19 protein-coding genes are annotated in these 23293 nt (G+C 71.8%); 8 read left to right on the top strand and 11 right to left on the bottom strand.

Annotated features, from left to right (window positions below):
- Positions 1-16: 16 nt before the first annotated feature.
- Positions 17-1039: a VTT domain-containing protein gene (locus ACFYMU_RS29295; RefSeq protein ID WP_388379417.1), complete on the bottom strand. Its 1023-nt coding sequence runs from the start codon at positions 1037-1039 to the stop codon at positions 17-19.
- A gap of 187 nt (positions 1040-1226) precedes the next feature.
- Complete coding sequence (locus ACFYMU_RS29290; RefSeq protein ID WP_388379415.1) at positions 1227-1988, bottom strand: MerR family transcriptional regulator; 762 nt, start codon at positions 1986-1988, stop codon at positions 1227-1229.
- Positions 1989-2270: 282 nt separating this feature from the next.
- Between ACFYMU_RS29290 and ACFYMU_RS29285 the strand changes: the two genes are divergently transcribed.
- Positions 2271-3683 (top strand): glutamate decarboxylase, encoded by a 1413-nt coding sequence (locus ACFYMU_RS29285; protein WP_388379411.1) that lies wholly within the window; start codon positions 2271-2273, stop codon positions 3681-3683.
- Between the two features lie 361 nt (positions 3684-4044).
- Here ACFYMU_RS29285 and ACFYMU_RS29280 read toward each other — a convergent pair whose 3' ends face one another.
- The 3 genes from ACFYMU_RS29280 to ACFYMU_RS29270 form a co-directional block, all read right to left on the bottom strand.
- A complete protein-coding gene (locus tag ACFYMU_RS29280; protein WP_388379408.1) occupies positions 4045-4593 on the bottom strand; it encodes a DinB family protein in 549 nt (182 codons plus the stop codon).
- Positions 4594-4741: 148 nt separating this feature from the next.
- Positions 4742-6202, bottom strand: coding sequence for an aldehyde dehydrogenase family protein (locus tag ACFYMU_RS29275; protein ID WP_388379405.1), 1461 nt, complete (start codon positions 6200-6202; stop codon positions 4742-4744).
- Positions 6203-6334: 132 nt separating this feature from the next.
- A complete protein-coding gene (locus ACFYMU_RS29270; protein WP_388379402.1) occupies positions 6335-7219 on the bottom strand; it encodes a helix-turn-helix domain-containing protein in 885 nt (294 codons plus the stop codon).
- Positions 7220-7495: 276 nt separating this feature from the next.
- Between ACFYMU_RS29270 and ACFYMU_RS29265 the strand changes: the two genes are divergently transcribed.
- Positions 7496-8005 carry an ATP-binding protein gene (locus ACFYMU_RS29265; protein WP_388379399.1) on the top strand — a complete coding sequence of 170 codons (510 nt, stop codon included), beginning with the start codon at positions 7496-7498 and terminating at the stop codon, positions 8003-8005.
- A 135-nt stretch (positions 8006-8140) separates the two neighbouring features.
- On the opposite strand, the gene ACFYMU_RS29260 is transcribed toward ACFYMU_RS29265, so the two are convergent.
- A complete protein-coding gene (locus tag ACFYMU_RS29260) occupies positions 8141-8398 on the bottom strand; it encodes a DUF397 domain-containing protein (RefSeq protein ID WP_388379396.1) in 258 nt (85 codons plus the stop codon).
- A 494-nt stretch (positions 8399-8892) separates the two neighbouring features.
- Here ACFYMU_RS29260 and ACFYMU_RS29255 point away from each other — a divergent pair, with 494 nt between their 5' ends.
- Positions 8893-9408 (top strand): hypothetical protein, encoded by a 516-nt coding sequence (locus ACFYMU_RS29255; RefSeq protein ID WP_388379393.1) that lies wholly within the window; start codon positions 8893-8895, stop codon positions 9406-9408.
- A gap of 214 nt (positions 9409-9622) precedes the next feature.
- Entirely contained in the window at positions 9623-10162 is a 540-nt protein-coding gene (locus tag ACFYMU_RS29250) for a DUF4232 domain-containing protein (protein WP_388379391.1), read from the top strand.
- 188 nt (positions 10163-10350) lie between these two features.
- Here the strand turns inward: ACFYMU_RS29250 and ACFYMU_RS29245 are convergent, their stop codons facing one another.
- A complete protein-coding gene (locus ACFYMU_RS29245; protein WP_388379388.1) occupies positions 10351-11466 on the bottom strand; it encodes a DUF2786 domain-containing protein in 1116 nt (371 codons plus the stop codon).
- Positions 11467-11601: 135 nt separating this feature from the next.
- Between ACFYMU_RS29245 and ACFYMU_RS29240 the strand changes: the two genes are divergently transcribed.
- Complete coding sequence (locus tag ACFYMU_RS29240) at positions 11602-12345, top strand: Clp protease N-terminal domain-containing protein (protein WP_388379385.1); 744 nt, start codon at positions 11602-11604, stop codon at positions 12343-12345.
- A 59-nt stretch (positions 12346-12404) separates the two neighbouring features.
- Positions 12405-14060, top strand: a complete 1656-nt coding sequence (locus ACFYMU_RS29235; protein ID WP_388379382.1) for a bifunctional 3'-5' exonuclease/DNA polymerase — start codon at positions 12405-12407, stop codon at positions 14058-14060.
- Positions 14061-14393: 333 nt separating this feature from the next.
- On the opposite strand, the gene ACFYMU_RS29230 is transcribed toward ACFYMU_RS29235, so the two are convergent.
- Positions 14394-17798 carry a BTAD domain-containing putative transcriptional regulator gene (locus tag ACFYMU_RS29230; RefSeq protein ID WP_388379380.1) on the bottom strand — a complete coding sequence of 1135 codons (3405 nt, stop codon included), beginning with the start codon at positions 17796-17798 and terminating at the stop codon, positions 14394-14396.
- A 380-nt stretch (positions 17799-18178) separates the two neighbouring features.
- Positions 18179-19036 carry a glycosyltransferase family 2 protein gene (locus ACFYMU_RS29225; protein WP_388379587.1) on the bottom strand — a complete coding sequence of 286 codons (858 nt, stop codon included), beginning with the start codon at positions 19034-19036 and terminating at the stop codon, positions 18179-18181.
- A gap of 615 nt (positions 19037-19651) precedes the next feature.
- On the opposite strand from ACFYMU_RS29225, the gene ACFYMU_RS29220 reads away from it, so the two are divergent.
- The gene (locus tag ACFYMU_RS29220; RefSeq protein WP_388379377.1) at positions 19652-20503 is read left to right on the top strand and encodes a TrmH family RNA methyltransferase; all 852 of its coding nucleotides are present in this window, start codon (positions 19652-19654) and stop codon (positions 20501-20503) included.
- Between the two features lie 388 nt (positions 20504-20891).
- Positions 20892-21671 (top strand): D-Ala-D-Ala carboxypeptidase family metallohydrolase, encoded by a 780-nt coding sequence (locus ACFYMU_RS29215; protein WP_388379374.1) that lies wholly within the window; start codon positions 20892-20894, stop codon positions 21669-21671.
- A 123-nt stretch (positions 21672-21794) separates the two neighbouring features.
- On the opposite strand, the gene ACFYMU_RS29210 is transcribed toward ACFYMU_RS29215, so the two are convergent.
- Positions 21795-22241 carry a hypothetical protein gene (locus tag ACFYMU_RS29210; protein WP_388379371.1) on the bottom strand — a complete coding sequence of 149 codons (447 nt, stop codon included), beginning with the start codon at positions 22239-22241 and terminating at the stop codon, positions 21795-21797.
- Positions 22242-22652: 411 nt separating this feature from the next.
- Positions 22653-22976 (bottom strand): hypothetical protein, encoded by a 324-nt coding sequence (locus ACFYMU_RS29205; protein ID WP_388379368.1) that lies wholly within the window; start codon positions 22974-22976, stop codon positions 22653-22655.
- Positions 22977-23293: the final 317 nt, after the last annotated feature.

The following is a 23293-nucleotide window of genomic DNA, read 5'->3' as shown; positions in this document are numbered from 1 at the left end:
GTGGCGCAGCGCGCCCCTACGGGGTGCGGTGGTCCTGGTCGTAGCCGTAGGGGCGGTGCTGGGGCTGCCCGTAGCTCTGGTCGGGGGTGTACGGCTGCTGCGGCTGCCCGTAGCCCTGCGGGTACTGCTGGTGGCCCTGGCCCCCGTCGTACGCCTGCCCCCCGTACTGCGGGTGGCCGTACGGCTGCTGGTCGTAGGACTGCTGGTCGTAGGACTGCTGGTCGTAGGACTGCTGGTCGTACGGCTGGGGGTCATAGGGCTGCTGGTCGTAGGGGCTCTGCCGCTGGGGCCGGCCCTGGCCCTGGGGGGCCTGGTGGGCGGGGGTCACGCGGCGCAGCTGGGTGGTCGCGTCGTCCATGACCGGCGGCTGCTGCTGGAAGGCCGGCTGCTGCCGGTCCGGGGCCTGCGACGGGGTGCGGCTCGCCTTGGAGCGGGCCCGGAGGAACTCGATGAGGATCGGGACCACCGAGACCAGGACGATCAGGATGAGGATCGCCTCGATGTTGTTCTTGACGAGACCGATGTTGCCCAGCCAGGAGCCGAGCAGGGTGACACCGGCGCCCCACATCGCACCGCCGACGACGTTGAACACCAGGAACGAGCGGTACTTCATGCCGCTGACACCGGCGATGATCGGCGTGAACGTGCGCACGATGGGCACGAAACGGGCCAGCACCAGGGACTTGGGGCCGTACTTCTCGAAGAACTCGTGGGCCTTGGCGACGTTCTCCTGCTTGAAGAGACGGGAGTCCGGGCGGGTGAAGAGGGAGGGACCGACCTTCTTGCCGAACATGTAGCCCGCCTGGTCGCCCAGGACCGCGGCGGCGCAGATCAGTGCGATGGCCCCCCACAGGGGGAAGTCCAGCTGCTTCGACGTGATCAGCAGGCCGCAGGTGAAGAGCAGCGAGTCACCCGGCAGGAAGAACCCGATCAGCAGGCCCGACTCGGCGAAGACGATGAGGAGCAGGCCCCAGATCCCGAAGCTGTCCAGCAGGTAGTTCGGATCCAGCCAGCTCGGTCCGAGTGCAAGCGTCGTCACGGTTCCGGGCTCCTGAGGGGATGAGAGTCGTACGGCGCCCGAGGGCGGCCGACACGCGGGCGATGGCCCGACAAAGCTATCAACGCACGGTGTCCCCACCGGGTTCCACCGGTGGTTCCCGGTGGGGAACCGGGTGGGGAACCAGGTGGGGAACCAGGTGGGGAACCAGGTGGGGAACCAGGTGAGGTCAGCCGGTGTGGCGGGCCGCGTTCGCCGCGATCGCGTCCCTGAGGTGTTCGGCGAGGCCCGGTCGCACGGAGTCGTAGTACGCCTTGAAGCGCTCGTCGGAGACGTACATCTCCCCCAGGCAGCGGTGGAGCTCGTACGGGCACTCGTAGAACCACGTGCAGATGTGCCGCCGGTGCTCCTCCGCCAGGTCCATGGCCCGCTCCCCGGCCGGGGGCTCCCCGGCGGCCATCAGCGCGCCGTAGCGCTCGCTCCAGGAGGCCGTCTCGGCCTGGATGCGTTTCCAGTCCTCCTTGGTGTAGCGGGCGGCGCGGCGCTGCGACTCGGCGTACTCCTCCGTGCCGCCCCAGCGCTGCTCGGCCTCTTCCGCGTACTGCTCCGGGTCGTCGTCCCCGAAGACCTCGAACCTCTCCTCGGGCGTGAGGTTGATGCCCATCGTGCGTGCCTCCATGGCGTGCTCCACGGCCGCCGCCATCTTCTGCAGCCTCTCGATCCGGGCGGTCAGCAGCTCGTGCCGGCGGCGCAGATGCGCGCGCGGGTCCGTGTCCGGGTCGTCGAGCAGGGCGGCGACCTCTTCGAGCGGAAAGCCGAGTTCCCGGTAGAACAGGATCTGCTGCAACCGGTCGAGGTCGGCGTCGCCGTAGCGGCGGTGCCCGGCGTGCGTGCGCTCGCCGGGGACGAGCAGGCCGATCTCGTCGTAGTGGTGCAGCGTGCGCACGGTCACGCCGGCGAAACCGGCGACCTGGCCCACCGAGTAGCTCACGTCCGCTCCCTTCTGGGTACGCGCATCAGGCTGCGGCCTCACGTCGCGTGAGGTGCAAGCGGAATTCCCCGGGGCCCGCGGCCGCCGCGCCACGGCAGGGGACCAGTCTGCTCCGCCGGACACCGCACTCGGGTGAACGGGTGAAACACCGGCAGCCGGCGCCCCGGCGGGCCCCGCCAATCCGGCGCCACGGCCCGGTGCTCCGGTCCGATGAACGAGCGGCGCTCCCGAACCGCCGCAGCCGTGGCCGCGCCCCGCCGATCCGATGGGAGACGAGAGACCATGCCCCTCCACCGTTGCCCGGCCGAGCGCGACGAGCGCCCCAGATCGATGAACCCCTTCTTCGGCGAGGCGAACCCGGTCGTCGAGATGACCGAGGCGCCGCCCAGGCACCGGCTGCCCGCGGAGCCGATGCCACCCACGGCGGCGTACCAGCTGGTCCGCGACGAACTGATGCTGGACGGCAACGCACGGCTGAATCTCGCCACCTTCGTCACCACCTGGATGGAGGCGGAGGCGGGGTCGCTGATGGCCGAGTGCCGCGACAAGAACATGATCGACAAGGACGAGTACCCGCGCACCGCCGAGCTGGAGCGCCGCTGTGTGGCGATGCTCGCCCACCTGTGGAACGCACCGGACCCGCAGTCCGTCATCGGCTGTTCCACGACCGGTTCGAGCGAGGCGTGCATGCTGGCCGGGATGGCGCTGAAGCGGCGCTGGGCACGGCGCAACGCGGACCGCTACCCGTCCAGGGACGCCCGTCCGAACCTGGTCATGGGTGTCAATGTGCAGGTCTGCTGGGAGAAGTTCTGCACCTTCTGGGAGGTCGAGGCGCGCCAGGTGCCCATGGAGGGCGACCGGTTCCATCTGGACCCGCAGGCCGCCGCCGACCTGTGCGACGAGAACACGATCGGGGTCGTCGGCATCCTCGGCTCCACCTTCGACGGCTCCTACGAGCCGATCTCCGAGCTGTGCGCCGCCCTGGACGACCTGCAGGAGCGCACCGGCCTGGACGTCCCCGTGCACGTGGACGGCGCGTCGGGGGCGATGGTCGCGCCCTTCCTCGACGAGGACCTGGTGTGGGACTTCCGGCTGCCCCGGGTCGCGTCGATCAACACCTCCGGCCACAAGTACGGGCTGGTCTACCCGGGCGTGGGCTGGGCGCTGTGGCGAGGCCGGGACGCCCTGCCCGAGGAACTCGTCTTCCGGGTCAACTACCTGGGTGGCGACATGCCGACCTTCGCGCTCAACTTCTCCCGGCCCGGCGCCCAGGTCGTCGCGCAGTACTACACGTTCCTGCGGCTGGGCCGGGAGGGCTACCGGGCGGTCCAGCAGACGACGCGGGACGTGGCGCGGGGGCTCGCCGAGCGGGTGGCGGCGCTGGGCGACTTCCGCCTCCTGACCCGGGGCGACGAGCTGCCGGTGTTCGCGTTCACCACCGTGCCCGGCGTGACGGCGTACGACGTCTTCGACGTCTCGCGCCGCATCCGCGAGTACGGCTGGCTGGTGCCCGCGTACACCTTCCCGGCCAACCGCCAGGACCTGTCGGTGCTGCGGATCGTGTGCCGCAACGGCTTCTCGACGGACCTCGCCGATCTTTTCGTGGAGGACCTGGCCCGCCTGCTGCCGGATCTGCGCCGGCAGCCGCATCCGATGACCCGCGACAAGCAGGCGGCCACGAGCTTCCACCACTGACCCACGAGCTTCCACCACTGTCACGGGCACCGCACCGGACACCCGGGCCAGGGCACCGGGGCCGCCCGCGGGCCCGCCCGCCCAGGGAGCGGCGCGGCCCCGAAGCGGCGTCCGAACCGAGACGGCGGCGGCCCCCGAGACGGTGCCTGTTCACGAGACGGCGTCCGTTCCCGAGACGGCGTCCGTTCCCGAGACGGCGTCCGTTCCCGAGACGGCGTCCGTTCCCGAGACGGCGGCGGTCCCGGCGCGCGTGCCGCGCGAGCCGGGGCGCCGAGCCGCCGGGCAGGTCGCGCGCGGTGCCGCCGGACGGGGCCGGCGGCCTTCCCGCCGGGCCCACGGCGGCCGGCGGATCTCCGCGGTGTCAGCCCCAGGAGGTGCCCTGTTCCAGGGCCACCAGCTCGAACGCCGTCTTCCCGTCCAACGACTCGCGGATGATGTCCGCGTGCCCGGCGTGCCGGGCCGTCTCACGGATCAGGTGGAGCACCAGCCAGCGCATCGAGACCCTGCCCTCCGGCGGGAACCAGGGGTCGTCCGGCAGCCCGAAGGTGTCGTCGAGGCTCGGCACCGAGCGGATGAACGCCTCCGTCTCGTCCGCGACCTTCACCCAGTACGCGAGCTGGGACTCGACCGTCTCGTCCCCCATGAGCCGGAAACACTCGTGCCAGTTGGACTGGTCGCGGCGGACCGCCGGCTGCTCGCCCCGGGCGCGGGCGATCCAGCCCTGCTCGACCTCGGCGGCGTGCTTGAGCAGCCCGGACAGCGACAGTTCGCCGGCGGTGGGGCGGGAGGCCGCCTGCTCCTCCGTCAGACCGAGGAGGGCCCGGCGGATGCCGCCGCGCTGCTCCTCCAGGAAGGAGAGCAGCGCTCCGCGCTCGTCGCCCTGGGTCTCCGCGGGCACGTGAGTGACCATGCCGGCCGCCTTTCGTCGGTTTCAGCGAGTTCGTCCTCTGCCTGACACCGACGACGCTACGGACCCTTGCGGTCAGCCGCTGTCCGCAAGGGGGTCAGCTGCTGTCCGCAAGGGTCCGTCAGGGTCTGTCGTGGAAGATCCGGCCGGATCAGAACGGGAACCGGCTGCGGCCGTGCTGCACCGAGATCCACTTCTGTGTGGTGAACGCCTCGATCGTCGTCTCACCGTTCAGCCGGCCGATGCCCGAGTGCTTCTCGCCGCCGAAGGGGACGAGCGGCTCGTCGTGGACCGTGCCGTCGTTCACATGGAACATGCCGGTGTCGATCTGCTTGGCGAAGGCCACCCCGCGCTCGACGTCGGCGGTGTGGACGGCGCCGCTGAGGCCGTACGGGGTGTCGTTGACGAGGTGGACGGCCTCCTCCTCGCCGTCGAAGGGGACGAGGAGCGCGACCGGGCCGAAGATCTCCTGCTGGAGGAGCGGGGAATCGGCGGGAATGTCCGTCAGGACGGTCGGCTCGACCAGGTTGTCGGTGGTCGAGCCGTGCACGAGCGCCGTGGCGCCCTCCGCGATGGCCTGCTCGACCGCGCCCGAGATGGCGTCCGCCTGCGAGGAGTTGATGACCGGCCCGACGATGGTCTCCGGGTCGCGCGGGTCGCCCGCCTTCAGGGACTTCACCTTGGCGACGAACTTCTCGGTGAACTCCGCCAGCAGCGAGCGGTCCACCAGGACCCGGTTCGCCGCCATGCAGACCTGCCCCTGGTGCACGTACCGGCTGAAGACGGCCGCGTCGACCGCGTAGTCGACGTCCGCGTCGTCCAGCACCACCAGCGCGCTGTTGCCGCCGAGTTCGAGGACCGAGCGCTTGAACAGCGAGGCGCAGACGGTCGCGACGTGGCGGCCGACCTTGTCGGAGCCGGTGAAGGAGATCACCTTCGGGATCGGGTGCTCGAGGAACGCGTCGCCTATCTCCGCTATGTCGGTGATCACGACGTTCAGCAGGCCGCCCGGGAGCCCGGCCTCCTCGAAGATCCTGGCGACCAGGGAGCCGCCGACGACCGGCGTGTTCTGGTGGGGCTTGAGGACGACGCCGTTGCCGAGCGCGAGGGCCGGCGCCACGGACTTGATCGCCAGCAGGAAGGGGAAGTTGAAGGGGCTGATCACGCCGACGACACCGACGGGCACCCGGTAGAGGCGGTTCTCCTTGCCGTCGATCGGCGACGGGAGGATCCTGCCCTCGGGGCGCAGCGCCAGCTGGATCGACTCGCGCAGGAACTCCTTGGCGAGGTGCAGTTCGAAGGCGGCCTTCAGATGCGTACCGCCCAGCTCGGCGATGATCGCCTCGGTGATCTGCGGCTCGCGGTCCTCGATGACCCGCAGCGCCTTCTCGAACACCGCGCGGCGCGCGTACGGGTTGGTGGCGGCCCACTCCTTCTGGGCGGCCGCGGCGGCCTTGTACGCCTCGTCGACCTCGTCGACCGTGGCGATCGTGATGGAGGCGAGCTTCTCGCCGTCGTACGGATCGAAGTCGATGATGTCCCAGGACCCCGTGCCCTGGCGCCACTCACCGCCGATGTACTGCTGAGCCAGATCGGTGAAGTAGGACGACATGTGATCCCTCAATCCCTCGCAGCTGAAGCAGACATCCGTTCACGTACGTGACCACGTCAAGTCTGAACGTGCGTCATCGTACTTGTGTTGGAAGGGAGTTGGAGGACACCTCGGGACACTCTGTGAAGACTGTCAGGACAGTTGCAGGAGCCCCCGCAGCAGATCGCGGCTTTCGTCCGGTCCGGGGCTGTCCTGCTGCAGCTGTTTCATCGCGGTCTCGTACTGGGCGACGTCCTCACGCTTGTCCAGATACAGCGCGCTGGTGAGCTGCTCCATGTAGACGACGTCGGACAGATCCGACTCGGGGAAGCTCAGGACGGTGAAGGATCCGCTCTCGCCCGCGTGCCCGCCGAGGCTGAACGGCATGACCTGCAGCCGCACGTTCGGCCGCTTCGAGACGTCGATCAGATGCTGGAGCTGACCGCGCATCACCTGCCGGTCGCCGTAGGGGCGGCGCAGGGCGGCCTCGTCGAGCACGACGTCGAACTGCGGGGCCCTCGCCGAGACGAGGTACTTCTGCCGCTCCAGCCGCAGCGCCACGCGCCGGTCGATGTCCGCCGCGCTCGCGCCCTTCATGCCGCGGGCGACGACCGCGTGCGCGTACGCCTCGGTCTGCAGCAGGCCGTGCACGAACTGGACCTCGTACGACCGGATGTGGTGCGCCGCACCCTCCAGGCCGACATAGGTGGGGAACCAGCTCGGCAGGACGTCGGAGTAGCTGTGCCACCACCCCGCGACATTGGCCTCCTTGGCCAGGGAGAGCAGAGAGGTGCGCTCGACCTCGTCGGTGATCCCGTACAACGTCAGCAGGTCCTCGACATCCCGCGTCTTGAAGCTCACCCGACCCAACTCCATACGGCTGATCTTCGACTCCGAGGCCCGGATCGAGTAGCCGGCCGCTTCCCTGGTGATGCCACGCGCCTCTCGGAGGCGCCTGAGATGGGATCCCAGCAGAATGCGCCGCACCACCGACCCACTCGAGTCCCCAGTGCTCACTTCGTCAGCCTCCCCAACCATCCTTCAGATCGCGCAGTCTGCCACTAAAACACTTCGAGCAGTACTCGTGCGGTTACAGAAATGGAAAGCAGTCAAGGTATGAGACAGGACGAGTGTGCGGGAGGAGCAAGCAACAGGGAAGAAAGTGACCGAAGAAACAAACAGAAAGCGGCACAAGAAGGGCCAACTCCGGCGCGTGCACGTGCATCTGCCCTTGCATCTGCCTGACTCATCCGAAACCATGGTTCCGCGCCACCGCTGCATCGCCACGACCGCGAACACCCGGGAGTGCCTCGCATGGGGACGAATGGATCAACCATGCTCGAGCCCTTACGGCAGGGACTTCCGCCGCTCGACCCCGCCGCCGTGTCCAGCACCGCCTCCTGCGCCCTCCCCTCCCGCCTCGAAGCGGTGCGAGAAGCGCGGCAGTTCACCCGAAGAACCCTCTGCCAGTGGGATGCGGGCGAGCGCAGCGACGATGTCTGTCTGGTGGTCTCCGAACTCGTCACCAACGCGCTGCGGCACGCGCTGCCCCGGCCTGCCGCACACGTCTGCGAGCAGGACCCTCCGGTGCGGCTGCATCTGATGCGCTGGTCCACACGCCTGGTGTGCGCCGTGCGCGACCCCAGTCACGACAGTCCGGTCGCGGGCGACTCGGAGGACTTCGCGGCGGAGTCGGGGCGCGGACTGTTCCTGGTGGACTCCTTCGCCGACGGCTGGGGCTGGCACCCGCTGGCGGGCACGCTGAGCGGCAAGGTGGTCTGGGCGCTGTTCCAACTGCCGTGCGCACCGGAGTGCACGAAGTGACACCCCGCGGCCTTTTCCGCGGCCGCCGTTCTACGCGTGTCAGAACAGGCCCTGCGGCCTGCGGCCCGTCAACCTGCCGCAGGCCGACCGCCGTTGTGCACGACGGAGCCTTGATGCGCCCAGGATCTACGCGTGTTACACGATCAGGTGATCGAACTCGCCGTCCTTGACGCCCAGCAGCATCGCCTCGATCTCCGCGCGGGTGTAGACCAGCGCGGGCCCGTCGGGGAAGCGCGAGTTCCGCACCGCCACCCCTCCCCCGGGCAGCCGGGCGAATTCCACGCATGACCCCTGCGAGTTGCTGTGCCTGCTCTTCTGCCAGGCCACTCCGTGCAGGTGTGTCGCAGCCATGCCGTTGTACACGTCATCCACGTCGCATACGTCGTGGTCCACAGGTCGCTCCCCGGGTGGTGCATGTGGCTGGTACGGCCATTGATGCAGAGGTCAACTTCCCCGGATCATAGCTCTGTTCACATGCAGATGCATGGGCAGATGCACGTGCACGGGGGGTGTTCCTGCGATTACAGCTTTTACGGTCCCTTGACTACAGCCTGGCCTCCGCCTGACTACCCACGGTCAGGCGTCCGCCCCCAGAGCCCGCGTCGCATGCGACTTCCAGCCCCCGTCCACGACTTCCGCGCCATCACCTGTGTCGGGTCGTCCGGGTCCCGACCCTTCACGCATGAGAGAAAGACGCGTTCCACGCCGTTTGTGTTCCAAACCCGTGTGTGCAGGTTCAACAGGTTCAACCGACAAGGGACGGACGGCGTCGGCACGTGCGTGAGCAAGTGCACGCGGGCCACCTCCTCAACGTCCCCTCGTCCTCCTGGTAGCTTGCTGCGATCGTTCGCGCGACCTCACATCGACGGCACCGTTGGGAGACTCCAGTGACTTCGGCGACCCATGTCACGCGCCTGCAGGCACGCGTCGCGCTCGCGGCCGCGGGTCTCGCGGCCGCGCTCGTCCTCACCGGCTGCAGCGGCGACTCCGGAAGCGACGGCTCCACGGACAGCGGCTCCTCCACGCCGAGCACGCCCGCGGCGGACACCGGCGGCTCCGGCACCCCCACCGGCAAACCCGGCAAGCCCGGCAAGCTGGAGGGCAGCTGGCTGGCCACGACCGGCGGCAAGGCCGTGGCCCTGGTGATCAACGGCAAGCAGGCCGGGCTCTTCGCGACGGGCGGCACCGTGTGCAGCGGCACCGCGGGCGAGGAGGCGGGCATGCTGATGATCCACCTCAAGTGCACGGACGGCAGCAAGGACCGTGGGACCGGCATGGTCGATTCCGTGAACTCCACGACCATGAAGGTGACCTGGCAGGGCGGCATCGGCACGGAGACGTACACGAAGTCCGCCGGCGGGCAGCTGCCGAGCGGCCTGCCGACGGCGAGCCTGGGGTCCTGACGGCGAGCCTGGGGTCCTGACGGCGGGCTTGGGGTCATGGCGGCGGGCTTGGGCCCCTGACGGCGAACCGGGGGCATGTTCGGCGAGCCCGGGGTCCCGACGTCCACGCCCGGCGCACTTCACCACCCCGGGCGCACACGGTGGGGCCGCGCAACGCCCCGCCGTCCTCCTGCGTGATGATCCGTGAGCACCGTCGTCGAATCGAAGGACCCTCATGCGCGCTCTGCACGTCCCGCTCGCCGTCACCGCCCTCGTCGCGGCCCTCGCCCTGACCGCCTGCGACAGCGGGAGCGGGAGTGGAAGCGGGAGCGGGAGCGGGAGCGGCGGTGACGGCAAGAAGGCCGTCGGCTGCCCCGTCACCGTCGAGGTCGGACCCGGCAACGCCGCCACCACCGCGGGCGACACCGGCAACGTCCCCGTCACCCTCACTCACCACTCCAGCGGGACCTGCACCTTGGAGGGCTTTCCCGAGATCCGGCTCCAGGGCGGCAGCGCCGGCTGGAAGGTCCCCGAGGAGAAGGGCGCGAAACCGGTGAAGGTGACACTGGGGAAGGACGAGACGGCGACCTTCACCATCACCTACGTCCGCGGCAGGTCCGGCGGGCGGCTCAGCGCCGCGGTGAAGACCCTGAAGATCGCGGTTCCGGGCGCCGACGGTGCGGGAAGCTACCCGTGGTCGTACGGCGAGGTGTCGCTGAAGGGCCCGGACACGCCCGACGCGTCGGTGAGTCCCATCCAGGTCGCGGGCGACTGACCGCCGCGCACACCGCGCGGCCGGTCACCGTCGGCACCGGGCGCTCGGGGGGCCGGGCGCTCAGGGCCGGACGCTCAGGGCCGGACGCTCAGGGGCCGGACGCCCAGGGGCCGGACGCCCAGCAGAGCCGGACGCTCAGGAAGGGCCGGGTGCCCAGCAGGGCCGGACGCTCAGGAAGGGCCGGGCGCTCAGGGGAGCCGGGGCCGTTCCGCGACCTGTGCCCGGTCGGCGGCCGCGGCCCCCTGCTCCCAGCCGGCCGCGTCGCCGACCCCGCGCAGCCGGGTGGTGACCGTGTCCGGGAACATCCGCTCCATGCGGTCGGTGACGGCCACCTCCCGGGCCGCCAGCACCGGCAGCAGCTCCCCCTCGCTGCCGGCCGTCTGCCCCTCGGCCGCGGCCCGCAGCCGGTCGCCGATCCGGTGCGCGTACGCGGCCAGGAACGACTGCCGGAACGTCTTCGTGCGCTTGCGGCCGCCCTTGCGCTGCGCCGCCTCCGCCGTCGTCATCGCGGCGGTGGCCTGCACGAGCAGGGAGGCGTAGAGGAGTTCGACCGCCTCCAGGTCGGCCTCGAAGCCGATGACCGTGGAGAAGCCGAACGCCTCGTGCCACACGGCCCGGCAGCGGTTGACGTCCGCCACCGCGTCGAGGAGCACCGCCTTGGCCGTCTCGTACGGCGGGTCGACGCCGACGCGGCAGGCGCCGGGCGCGTCCCCGGCGTGCGTACGGGCCGCGAGCAGGGCCTCGTCGACACTGTGCCGTGCCATCAGTTCCTGCGCCTTGGCGCTGAGGGCCTCCGCCTCCTCCGGATAGCCGGTCGCCTCGGCCTTGGCGAGCAGGGCACGGATACGGGTGAGCGTGCGGGACTCCGGCTGCCGGGGGCCGGCCCGCCGGGGCGCGTCGAGGGGTTCGAGCTTCGGCAGGCGCAGCAGCAGCCGGTACAGCTCCAGGACCGCGGTGGCGTGCGAGAAGCGGTCGACGGCGTGCGGGGGACGGGGGTCGAGGTCCCGGAGCTGGGCCGCCCAGCGCGGACCGGGGGACGGCCGCTCCCCCGCCTCCCGGAGGATCAGCGTCGACGCGAGCCGTACGTGCGGGTCGCCGAGTTCGCGCCGCACGACGCGCACCACGTCGGCGGGCTGCCAGCCGCGCCGCCAGGCCGCGGCGACCAGCTGCTCCCCGCGCCGCGCGAGTTCACCGTCGGCCGCGGGGTCGGCGGCGAGCAGCGAGGCGCCGGTGTCCAGGGCCGCGTCGGTGTCGTCATGGAGGGCGGTCCGCAAGGCGCGGTCCACCGTGGTCGTCGTGCTCACACGTTCGATCGTGACACGGGGTGCGCCGGGGCCCGACGGCGACGTGTCATGCGGCCGGGAGCGTCGGGCTGCCGTCCGGCGCCCGATGTCAACCTCGGGTTGACATGCCACGAGGTGTCAACCTACCGTTGACACATGACGGAGAAGTCCCAACCCACAGCCGGCGTGCGTCTCGACGACCTCATCGAAGCCATCAAGAAGGTGCACACCGACGCCCTCGACCAGCTCCAGGACGCGGTGCTCGCGGCGGAGCACCTCGGCGACGTGGCGGACCATCTGATCGGCCACTTCGTGGACCAGGCCCGCCGCTCGGGCGCCTCCTGGACCGAGATCGGCCGGAGCATGGGCGTGACCCGGCAGGCGGCCCAGAAACGCTTCGTGCCCAAGGAGTCCGCGGATCTCGACCCCAGCCAGGGGTTCAGCCGCTACACCCCCCGCGCCCGGAGCGCGGTCATGGCGGCGCACAACGCGGCGAAAGCCGCGGGCAACACGGAGGCCGTCCCCGAACACCTCGTCCTGGGGCTGCTCACCGAGCCGGAGGCGCTCGCGGCCGGGGCGATCGTCGCCCAGGGCGTCTCCCTGGACGCGGTGCGGGAGGCGGCGACCGCCGCGCTCCCGGCCCCGTCGGAGAACGTCCCGGAACTCGTCCCGTACACCGCCGCCGCGAAGAAGGCCCTCGAACTCACCTTCCGAGAGGCCCTCCGCCTGGGCCACAACTACATCGGCACCGAGCACATCCTCCTCGCCCTGCTCGAGCTGGAGAACGGCGAGGGCGTGCTCAGCGGCCTCGGTCTCGACAAGACGACGGCCGAGGAGCACGTCCTGAAGGAGCTGTCCAAGATCACCAAGGCCCTCGAGGACCGCGCGCAGGAGGGCTGAGCCGGTCCGGGGTCCGCGCTGCCGGGCCCGTTGTCAGTACCCCCTGCCACACTCGCGGCATGACCGGGCGCTGGGCTCTCGCTCCGGCCGAGGACGGCGGCGTGGAGGTCGCGGCCCTCGGCCCGGACGGGATGCTCGCCGGGCCCGTGGTCAGGGAGGGGGATCTCGTCGAGGCCGTGCGGTCCCGGCCCGGGGTCACCCGCTGGGTGTGGCGGTCCACCGCCGAGGTCCAGCCGCGTCTGCTCGCCGCGGGGGTGCGAGTCGACCGGTGCTACGACGTCGAGGCCGCCGAGACCCTCCTCCTCGGCCACGAGGGCCGCCTCGGCGAGCCACGCGCGGCGGCCGCCGCGCTGGCCCGGCTGCGCGGCGGCCCCGTGCCCCCGGATCCGCCGCCGCGCTCCGCCGAACCCGGCGCCCAGTCCTCCCTCTTCGAGCCCGGCCCCGTCCGCATCCCCCTCCAGGACCTGGTCGAGGTGTACGCGGACCAGCAGCGCCGGCACGACGCCACCACGCACCCCGAGCGCATGCGGCTGCTCACCGCCGCCGAGTCGGCCGGCATGCTGGTGGCCTCCGAGATGAACCGCTCCGGGCTGCCGTGGAGCGCGGACGTCCACCGCGAACTGCTGCACGAACTGCTCGGCGAGCGGTACGCGGGCGGCGGCGAGCCCCGGCGACTGGCCGACCTGGCCGACGAGGTGTCGGCCGCCTTCGGCCGCCGGGTCCGGCCCGACCTGCCCGCCGATGTCGTCAAGGCCTTCGCGCAGGCCGGGATCCGGGTGCGCTCCACCCGCCGCTGGGAGATCGAGTCCGTCGACCACCCCGCGGTGAAGCCCCTGCTCGAGTACAAGAGGCTGTACCGCATCTGGGTCGCCCACGGCTGGTCCTGGCTCCAGGACTGGGTGCGCGACGGCCGCTTCCGGCCCGAATACCTGCCGGGCGGCACGGTCACCGGCCGCTGGGTCACCAACGGCGGCGGCGCCCTGCAGATCCCCAAGGTCGTCCGGCGCGCCGCCGTCGCCGACCCCGGCTGGCGGCTGGTGGTGGCCGACGCCGCCCAGATGGAGCCGCGCGTGCTGGCCGCGATCTCGCGCGACCCCGCCTTCATGGAGGTCGCCGGCCGCGAGAGCGACCTCTACCAGTCGGTGTCGGACCGCGCGTTCTCCGGCGACCGCGCCCAGGCCAAGCTCGCGGTGCTCGGCGCCGTCTACGGCCAGACGTCCGGCGACGGCCTGAAGAACCTCGCCGCGCTGCGCCGCCGCTTCCCCCGAGCCGTCGCCTACGTCGACGACGCGGCCCGCGCGGGCGAGGAGGGCCGGCTGGTGCGGACCTGGCTCGGCCGCACGTCCCCGCCGGCCGCCGACGCCGCACAGGACGCTACGGAGGAGGCCGGCATCCCGCAGGAAGACGACCCTGTGGCCCCGGCCGGGCGCGCCCGCGGCCGCTTCGCGCGCAACTTCGTCGTGCAGGGCAGCGCCGCCGACTGGGCCCTGCTGCTGCTCGCCGCCCTGCGCCGCGCCTGTGCGGATCTCACCGCCGAGCTCGTCTTCTTCCAGCACGACGAGGTGATCGTGCACTGCCCGGCCGAGGAGGCGGACACGGTGGTCGCGGCGATCCGGGAGGCGTCCGACCTGGCGATGCGGCTGACGTTCGGTGAGACGCCGGTGCGGATCCCCTTCTCGACGGCCGTGGTGGAGTGCTACGCCGACGCGAAGTGACGCCCCGCGCGGGTCCCGCCCCTGGGCCCGGGCTCAGGGACCGGGGCCGGGGACCGGGGCCGGGGACCGGGGCCAGGCCCAAGGGCCGGGACCGGGATCGGAGGCCGGGCCGGGACCGGGGCTGGGGCCGGATCCAGGAACCGGGTTCGGGGGCCGGATCCAAGGTCCGGGCCGGGCCGGGACCGGGGCCGGAGCCGGGGACCGGGGCCGGACCCAGGGGCCGGGGCCGGACCCAGGGGCCGGGGCCGGGGCCGGGCCGGATCCAGGGCCCAAGGGCCGGGGCCGGGGCGGGAAGTGTGCACGCCACGGACGGTCGCCGCGTCGCCGATCGGCTCAGGCTCGCCCCTGCGCCAGCAGGGCCCGCAGTTCCCCGGCCACCGGGCTGTCCGTCCCGGCCAGCGCGGCGAGGGCGGCCGACCACTGGCTGCGGGCCTCCCCGGCGTCGCCCTCCGCCCGGTGGAGCAGGCCCCGCTGATGGCGGGCGAGGCCCTCGGTGTAGCGGTCGCCGCGGCGGGTGGCGAGGACCAGCAGCACATCGCACTCGTGCGCGGCCCGCCCGGCGGCCCTCTGCCCCCACAGCGCCCGCACCAGCCCGAGCCGGGTCTGCGACTCGCCCTGCCAGTGGCCGTGACCGCCGAGGATGCGCAGGCTCTCCTCGAAGTGCGGTACGGCGGCCTCGGGTTCGCCGAGCGTGAGATGGGCGAACCCGAGGTTGCAGTGCGCGGAGTGGCGGACGACGACATGGCCCATCCGCTCGCCGATCTCCAGGCTGCGGCGGTGGTGGTCGATGGCGGCCCGCGGGTCCGTGTGCTCGTACAGGTTGCCGAGATTGCTGTAGGTGATGGCCTCCTGCATCGGATCGTTCAGGACGCGCGTGTACTCGAGGCACTGCCGCAGCGCCGCGCCGGACTCCTCGTACCTGCCGAGTCTTTCCAGCAGCAGCCCGCGGTTGTTCAGTCCGCGGCACAGGCACGAGAGGCTCTCCAGGCGCCGCCAGATCTCCAGCGCCTCGTCGAGCAGGGCGAGCGCGTCGTTGCCGCGGCCCTTCATGAAGTGCAGCCCGGCCAGGTCCAGCAGCGCGTACGCCTGCGCGGGCGCGTCCGCCAGGCGGCGCGCCCCCTCCAGGGCGGCGGGCAGGAGCACCTCCAACTCGGCGACACGGCCGGCGCGCTGGAGATGGCTGGCGAGCAGGCGCACGAGCAGGGGCACATGCCGGGAGGAGCCCGCGTGGCGCTCCCCCAGCGCGACGATGTTCTCCAGTTCGGCGGCGATCCAGTCCGCGGCGGCCTGTTCGGAGCCGAAGGCGGGAGCCGCCGCCACGTCCGCGACGTGCGTCTCCGGCTGCGACGGGGTGGCCCGGAGCCGGTCCTCGCACTCAGCACCGGGCCCGGTCACCGCCTCGTACGCCCGGGCGGCCACGGCCGTGTACCAGCGCAGGGCGAGGTCCGCGACGCCGGAGTCCCGCTCCGGGACGGCCTCCGCCGCGGCGATCTCGCGGGCGAAGTCCCGTACCAGGTCGTGCGGCGCGTACCGCCCGTACGCCGTCTCCTCCAGGAGCGCGACGTCGACGAGACGGTCGAGGGCGGCCTCGGCGCGGCGTTCGTCCACGCCCAGGAGATGAGCGAGGAGCGGTGCCCCGTAGCCGGGGAGGTCGAGCGCCCCGATGCGGCCGAGGGCGCGGGCCGCGTCCCGGTCGGCCTCGCGGTCGGAGGCGCGCAGCGCGTCGTGGGCGACGGCGAGTGATCTGCGCACGCTCAGGTCGTCGTACTCCAGGTGGTGCAACCGGCCCTCGGTGGCCGCCAGCTGACCGGCCAGGACGTCAGGCGTGAGGGCGCGCCGGGCGGCCAGCCGGGCGGCGACGATGCGCAGGGCGAGCGGCAGTCGCCCGGTGAGCTCGACGAGCGGGTGCCCGGCGTCCAGCCCGTCCCGGCCGGAGACGGCACGCAGCAGGGCGGCGCTGTCCTCGCCGGACAGGGGGGTGAGCGGGACCCGGTGGGCCCCGTCGAGCGCGGTGAGCGGGGAGCGGCTGGTCACGATCACCGCACAGCCGGGCCCGCCGGGCAGGAGCGGCCGCACCTGCGCGGCGCTCGCGGCGTCGTCCAGCACCATCAGCGTGCGGGTCGGGGCGAGCAGCGAGCGGAGCAGTGCGGCGGCCTCGTCCGGCGGCTGGGGGATGCGGCGCGGTTCGGCACCGAGGTCGCGCAGCAGCGCCGTGAGTGCCTGTTCGGGGGTGAGCGGGGTCATGCCGGGCGTGGCACCGTGCAGGTTGATGTAGAGCTGACCATCGGAGAAACGTTCCCGCAGCCGGTGTGCGGCGCACAGGGCCAGGGCGCTCTTGCCGACCCCCGCCATGCCGCTGAGCACGGCCACGGCGGGCGCGACGCGCGGCGCGGCGAGATACCGGAGAAGCTCCTCCCGTACGGCGGCACGGCCCGTGAAGTGTGCGGGCGGCGGGGGGAGTTGGGCGGGGCGGGGGACGGTGGGCGCAGTGGGCGCGCTTGCGGGGCCTACGGGGCCTACGGGGTCTACGGGCGATGCGGGGTCTACGGGCGATACGGCGCGGGCTCCCGTGCCGGGGGCGGTCGGGGCGGAGGCGGAGGTGGGGGTGCCGTTGCGGTCGGGGGCCGGGGGGTGGACACCTGCCGGATCGAGGCCCGTGGCGTGGACGCCCGCCGGACCGAGGTCCGTGGCGTGCGCCGTCGCGTGGGCCGTCTCGCGGTCGGCGTCTTTGCCGTGGACGTACCCGCCGAGGGTGTACGGGCCGTCGGCGCGCGGGCCGTTGACGCGCGGGCCGTTGACGTACGGGCCGTTGACGTACGGGCCGTTGACGTACGGGCCGTTGACATACGGAGCGTGGGCGTCCGCACGACCGGCACCCGCACGTTCGGCGCCCGCACGACCGGCACCCCCACCGCCGGCGCGCGCCTGCTGGACGCGCCCACGCGCCGCCCCCGCCCCCGTGCCGTCCCCGGATGCGGCCGCATCGTCCCGCAGGATCGCCAGGTGCGCCTCGCGCACCGCGGCGCCGGGCTCCACACCGAGCTCCTCGACGAGACGTTCACGCAGGTCACGATGGACGGCCAGGGCCTCGGCCGGGCGTCCGGTGCGGTGCAGGACCAGCATCAGCAGCCGGTGGAAGCCCTCCCGCAGGGGGTGCCCGGCGACCAGCGCGGCCAGCTCCGGCGCCAGACCGCCGAGCCGGGCGCCGCCGACCTGCAGTTCGGCGTCGTAGCGCCACTCCAGGAGGAGCAGCCGTGCCTCCTGCAGCCGCTGCACCAGCGCGTACCGGCCGGTCTCCGGCGGCAGGCCGCTGAGCGGCGCCCCGCGCCACAGGGCGAGCGCGGCGGACGCCTCGCGGACGGTGCGCTCCCAGTCGCGGCCGGCGTGCGCGGCGCGCGCCGCGGCGACGTGGTCCTCGAAGAGGCGGACGTCCAACTCGCCGTCGTCGACGCGCAGCAGATACCCGGGCGGCACGGCGCGCAGCCGCTCGGACCCGTCGTCGCCGAGCAGACGGCGCAGCCGGGTGACGTGGTTCTGCAGCGACGCCCGTGCGGAGGCCGGCGGCGCCCCGCCCCACAGCGCGTCCATCAGTACGTCGACGGAGACGACCCGGCCCGGCTCGAGCAACAGCGCGACCAGCAGGGCCCGCACCTTGCCGCCGCCGATCGGCCGGATCACGCCGTCGGTGTCGTACACGGCAGGTGGACCCAGCAGTCCGAACCGCAGCCCGTGCCGCATAGCCGCCCGCTGCCCTTCCGCACGGCCCGGTCGCCGTGCCTCGCGCCGCCGTACGGCGGACGTCCGCCGACCGGCCCACGAGTCTCCCGAGAGTCGTTGGCCACATGTTAGCGATCTGTTGGCCTGACCTGATGTGATCCTCACGTCGGATCTGGCCCGTCGGCGCGCGCGTTCACGCGTAGCTCGGGGGAGTGTCGCCGCCGTGGCCGGATCCGGGCTGACGTCAGACGCAAGGGCACGGTCGGCGGCCGGCGACAGCGGTCGGCGTAGGTGAACGACCGGGCCCTTCGCCGTACCCGGGCTCCCGGCGGAGCGGGAACGCTCGGCGCCTGCTCGGCGCCTGCTCGTGAACGACCCGCGGACCGCGGAACGCCTCGGGGTCAGAGGACCGGGGGCCTGCCGAGCCTGGTCAGCCGCCACACCGTGCGCCACCGCATGGGCCGGCGCTCGCCGCCCGACGTCCGCAGCCCCTCCACGAACCCGCCGAACCACGCCTTCAGCCCGCCCACCGACCGCGTTCGCAGGAGGGTGACCGCGATCCACACCCCCAGGTGCACCGGGACGAGCGGAAGGGGCAGCCGCCGGCGCACGAGCCACACCCGGTTGCGCGCCGTGACCCGGTAGTAGATGGCGTGCCGGGCGGGCGAGGTCTTCGGGTGCTGGAGCAGCAGCTCGGGTGCGTAGAGGATGGTCCAGCCGGCGTCCGCGGCCCGCCACGCGAGATCCGTCTCCTCGTGCGCGAAGAAGAACTCGGCGGGCCAGTCGCCGGTCTCGGCGAGCATCGCCATCGACAGCGCGTGACCGCCACCGAGGAAACCGGTCACCGGGCCGCCGCGCATCGGGTCGGCGGCCCCGATCCGCGGCACGTGCCGCCGCTGGGTCTCACCGTGCTCGTCGGCGATGCGGAACCCCACGATGCCGAGCCGCGGGTCCGCGGCGTACAGGTCGCGGACGTGCCGCAGCACATCGGCGTCGACGAGCAGCCCGTCGTCGTCGAGTTCCACCACGACGTCCACGTCCCCGAACTCGCGCAGCCTGGCGAGGGCCACATTGCGGCCGCCGGGGCAGCCGAGGTTCTCGTCCACCTCGATGCAGGTGACCTCGCCGGGGAGGCCGAGGCGCCGGGCGAACTCCGGCAGGGGGCAGCCGTTGCCGACGATGACGACGCGGTCGGGCGCGAGGTCCTGTTTGGCCACGGACGTGAGGAGGGCGTCGACCTCGGCGGGCCGATTGCCCATCGTCACGACGGCGACGGCGATCCGGGGGCCCCGCCCCTGCTGCGCCTGCGACACGACACCACTCCATCCCGGCCGACGACAGTGCACGCGATGCTAGCCGTTCACCAAGAGGACGCCTGGCAGCCTCTGGTTCTCCGTGCGCAGGATGTTTTTCCGCACCGCGCGGGCCCACGCGGTCACTGCCCCGCGCATGCCACCGTCCTCTTCCCTCCCGTTCCCGCCCCGTCGCTGCGCCACGAATCGGAACCGGAATACCGTGGATCCGCATCACCGAATATGCCGTACACCCTTCCAGGGAAATACACGATGTACGGCGATGAAAAACGTAAGGACGGCGGGCGGCGCATCGGCGCTCTTCTACCGAATTCTTGCGGTACCACGAATCGAAGCACGTCGATGTCCATGCCCGTACGCCCTTCCTCCGTCGCCCAGGCGGTTTCCCCCCGGTCGGCCGCACGGCCGCCGGACCGTGCAACCACCGCCTCTCTGCGCCCCGTTGACGAGGGTGAAGCGGTCACCCGACGGGTCGGGTACGCTGACCACGACCGCGCGCAGTGCACCAGAGAAAGGGGGCGGAGGATCGGAGCCCGAAAGGCGCCGTGATTCCCACCGCCGATGTCGTCCATCCCGCGGGTTGGTTCACCCAAGGAAATCTCCAGCCCGAGCAATCCTCATGTGAAGGAGCTCGCCGCCCTCCGCCGCCGGCGGAACAGGCAGAATTCCGGAGTGACCCTCGTGGAGGGGTACGAGGAAATCGATCTGGCCCTGCGGGCCGGCGTCCGCCCCCGCGAGTTGTATCTCTGCCCCGCCCTGACCGGCGGATCGGACCCGCGGGACGTCGTGGCCCGTGCGGCGGAACGCGGAGCGGCCCTCTTCAGTCTCAGCCGGCAGGCGTTCGACAAGGCCGCCTACCGCGAGGGCCCGGACGGCTGGCTGGCCGTCGTACCGGACATCGAGACCGATCTCTCCCGCATCGAGGTCGACGACCACGCGCTCTTCGTCGTCTGCGAGAGCGTCGAGAAGCCCGGCAACCTGGGCTCGATGCTCCGCACCGCGGACGCGGCCGGCGTGACCGCCGTCATCTCGGCCAACCCCGTGACCGACTGGGGCAACCCCAATGTGATCCGGGCCAGCAAGGGCACCGTGTTCGCCGTCCCCATCGCCTCGGCCGGCTCCGACACCGTCATGGACTGGCTGTCCCGGCACTCGGTGAACGTCGTCGCCACCACCCCCGACACGGATGTCCTGATGGCGGACGTCGACATGACCGGGCCCACGGCGATCCTCGTCGGCAGCGAGAAGTACGGCCTGTCGGACCGGTGGCTCGCGGGCCGGCACACCAAGGCGAAGATCCCGATGTTCGGCCAGGTGGACTCGCTCAATGTCGGGGTGTCGGCCGCCCTCTTCACCTACGAGGCCGTCCGGCAGCGCATGGCGTCAGGACGACGGCACCCGTCCGACCGCTAGGGCGTGTTTCCGGCCCGCGGTCCTGCCGCGCGCCGCCGACGCGGCGACGGAGCCACCACCTCACACCGAATCGTTGCGGACATGCCAACCCGTCCTCTACGGTTTACGCGCGTCAACCCGTCCCGGTACCGGAGGAGTCGACGCTTCGCACCGCCCTCGCACCGCCCCTCCGACACCCGCGCACCGCCATGGCGGCCCCGCCGCACCGGGCCTGTCGGCGGCATCCCGCAGACGGCCACCGGGAACGGGACGCCACCGAGAGCGATGGCCTCCCCGCGTGGAGAAGGGGCACCGCCCGCCGGGCCCGACCCGGCCCCAGCACACGTATCGACGAGCACGTGCAGCAGCCGACCCTTCCGGCACTTGTCGGCCAGAAGAGGAGAATTCCATGAACTCGTCACGACACCCCGCCCGAGGCATCGACCGCCGCAGCCTGTTCCGGGGCGCGGCAGGGGTGACGGCCGCGCTCGGCCTGGCCGCCGCCGCCAGCGTCGGGTCGGCGGGCAGAGCCTCCGCCTACGGCTGGAGCCGCACCCTGCAGCAGGGCGTTTCCGGCTCGGACGTGGTGGAGTTGCAGATCCGCGTCGGCGGCTGGGCCGCGTCCGGTGCGCAACAGACGTACGTCGCCTGGGACGGCGACTTCGGCCCCGCCACGGACGCCGCGGTCAGGCGCTTCCAGTCCGCCTACGGCCTGACCGCTGACGGCGTCGTCGGCCCGCAGACCCAGAGCGTGCTCAACGGCCTGGAGAGCAGCGACGGTTCGACCGCCCACTTCGACTGGAGCGAGTTCCACTCCCACGACGGCTCCGGATTCAGTGGCGGCAAGGTCGGTTCCGCGGAGGTCAAGGAGAACGTGCGCCGCCTGATGTACAAGCTGGAGGCGGTGCGGAAGAAGGCCGGCGGCAGCGCGATCACCATCAACTCGGGTTTCCGCAGCGTCTCGTACAACTCCTCGGTGGGCGGCGCCTCCAACAGCATGCACGTCTACGGCGTCGCCGCCGACATCGTGGTCTCAGGACACAGCACCCTGCAGACCTACAGGATCGCCGAGACCTGCGGCTTCTCCGGCCTCGAGGCGTACACGCACTCGTGGCAGCACGTCGACAGCCGCGTCCAGTACCCCTCCTACGGCTCCGGCTCGTGGTGGTGGGAGAGCGGCGTCCTGTGACCCACGGCCCGGGTGCCGCATCCGGGCGACGAAGAGGTCGATCGCACCCACCACCCCACGCTGCACGAAGGCCGTGAGGTGGTGGGACGCTTCGAGCGACGGGTCACCGGAGGGCGCCGGAACTCACGTGTCGCGATCGGCCGGTCCGACGGAAGGATCGAGCCCGAGGGCCATCACGCCGAGCACGGACCGGTCGCGGATCTCGTAGAGCCTGTTCGTGCGCGCACCGCGGGCCGGAGCCACCAGCGCGCCCTCCGTACGCAGGGTGGCTATGGCCTTCTCCACGGTGGCCCGGCCGAGTCCGAGGGCGTCGGCGACGTCCAGTTGGGTCGGGCCGTCCACCGTGGTACTGGTCGAGACGGTGACGACGGGCTGCCCCTTGCCGTCCCGTATGATCTTGGGCACGCTGCGCTTCTCCATCAGGTACTCGAAAAGAGCCGCGACGCGAGCGACGGGACTGTCACCGTTCCCGCAGTAGACCCGTTCCATGATGGCGTGCTGCTCCATTCCCATCCTGACCAGTGCGAGCGCCACCGACGGTTCTTCGACGGCGAGGTGCGCCAGTCTCATCGGGTCGATGGTGAGCGCCACGAAACTTCCGCGACTGACGATCACGGGATTCTTGCCGCAGTGGTACGAGCCATGAGGCCAAATATCGGAGTTCCCGAAGAACGCGGGCCCCTTCCACAGTCGAGGTGCTCCTATACCCGTACTCACCGAGACGCATCCCGATACGAGTAGAACGGCGCTGCTACGCCTCCGGCCCGAGGAGATCGATGTCTGCTTGTTCCGGTCGCCCCTGCGCAGCCTGCAGTTCTCCCCCAGAGCCGCCATACCGTCCCGAGAGACCTGATAGAGCTCGAAGAAACGCCGCACCTGCTGTTGGACGGCCCGGCGATGCCCGTGGCCGATACGCCGGGACGCCGGCCCGCCTTCCGACTCGGCGTCCTGGCCGAAGGCGGTAATGGTGTCGTCCATCGTTCACTTCCCCTCCACAGAGGGCAGCGGTTTCACGAACCACTGTGCAGCGGACGTGATCCCCGAGTGCGTTCCAGGCGACACGACTCCGGCGTGGTCACGCCCCGAAGGAGCCGGAGCTTCCGGCGCCTGCACTCCTGGTAAGCCGGCCTGCGGCTGCTCGACCAGGAGCTTCACGGCCGGCGTCAGCGCGCCCACCAAGGTGGCGAGCGCCGCGATCACGGCGACGACGCGCGCCGGCGTGCTCTTGCACTGAGAGATGGCATAGCACGCGGCGGCCAGCACGATCGCGAAGATCAGAACGACCGCGAGGTTTCGCTCGAACATTGGACTTCCCTTGCGGGTGAGGGCGGTAGGACTTCAACCTTTGGCCGAAGCCCTACCGCGCGTCACGGAAACGGGTACTTCTGCGCAAGTCGATAAAGCGCGCAGGACATGGCTGGTGTCCCGCCGTCGACTTGACGGCGAATCGTACGGCACCGGCCACAGGCACCTCAAACTTCCGCTCTCCTGATGGTTTTCAGCGCCTTACAGGAATGGACGAATGTAACTTTCCAGGCGCCGGGCGACATCGCATATGCCCATGCAGCAGGAGTGAAGGCTCAGATATTCAGACATGCAAGGGGCCCCACCCTCGACGGATG

The organism is Streptomyces sp. NPDC007264 (assembly GCF_042869095.1).
Lineage (GTDB): Bacteria > Actinomycetota > Actinomycetes > Streptomycetales > Streptomycetaceae > Streptomyces.
Note: the sequence above shows the minus strand (reverse complement) of the source record. Positions and strands in the feature narration are given on the sequence as shown.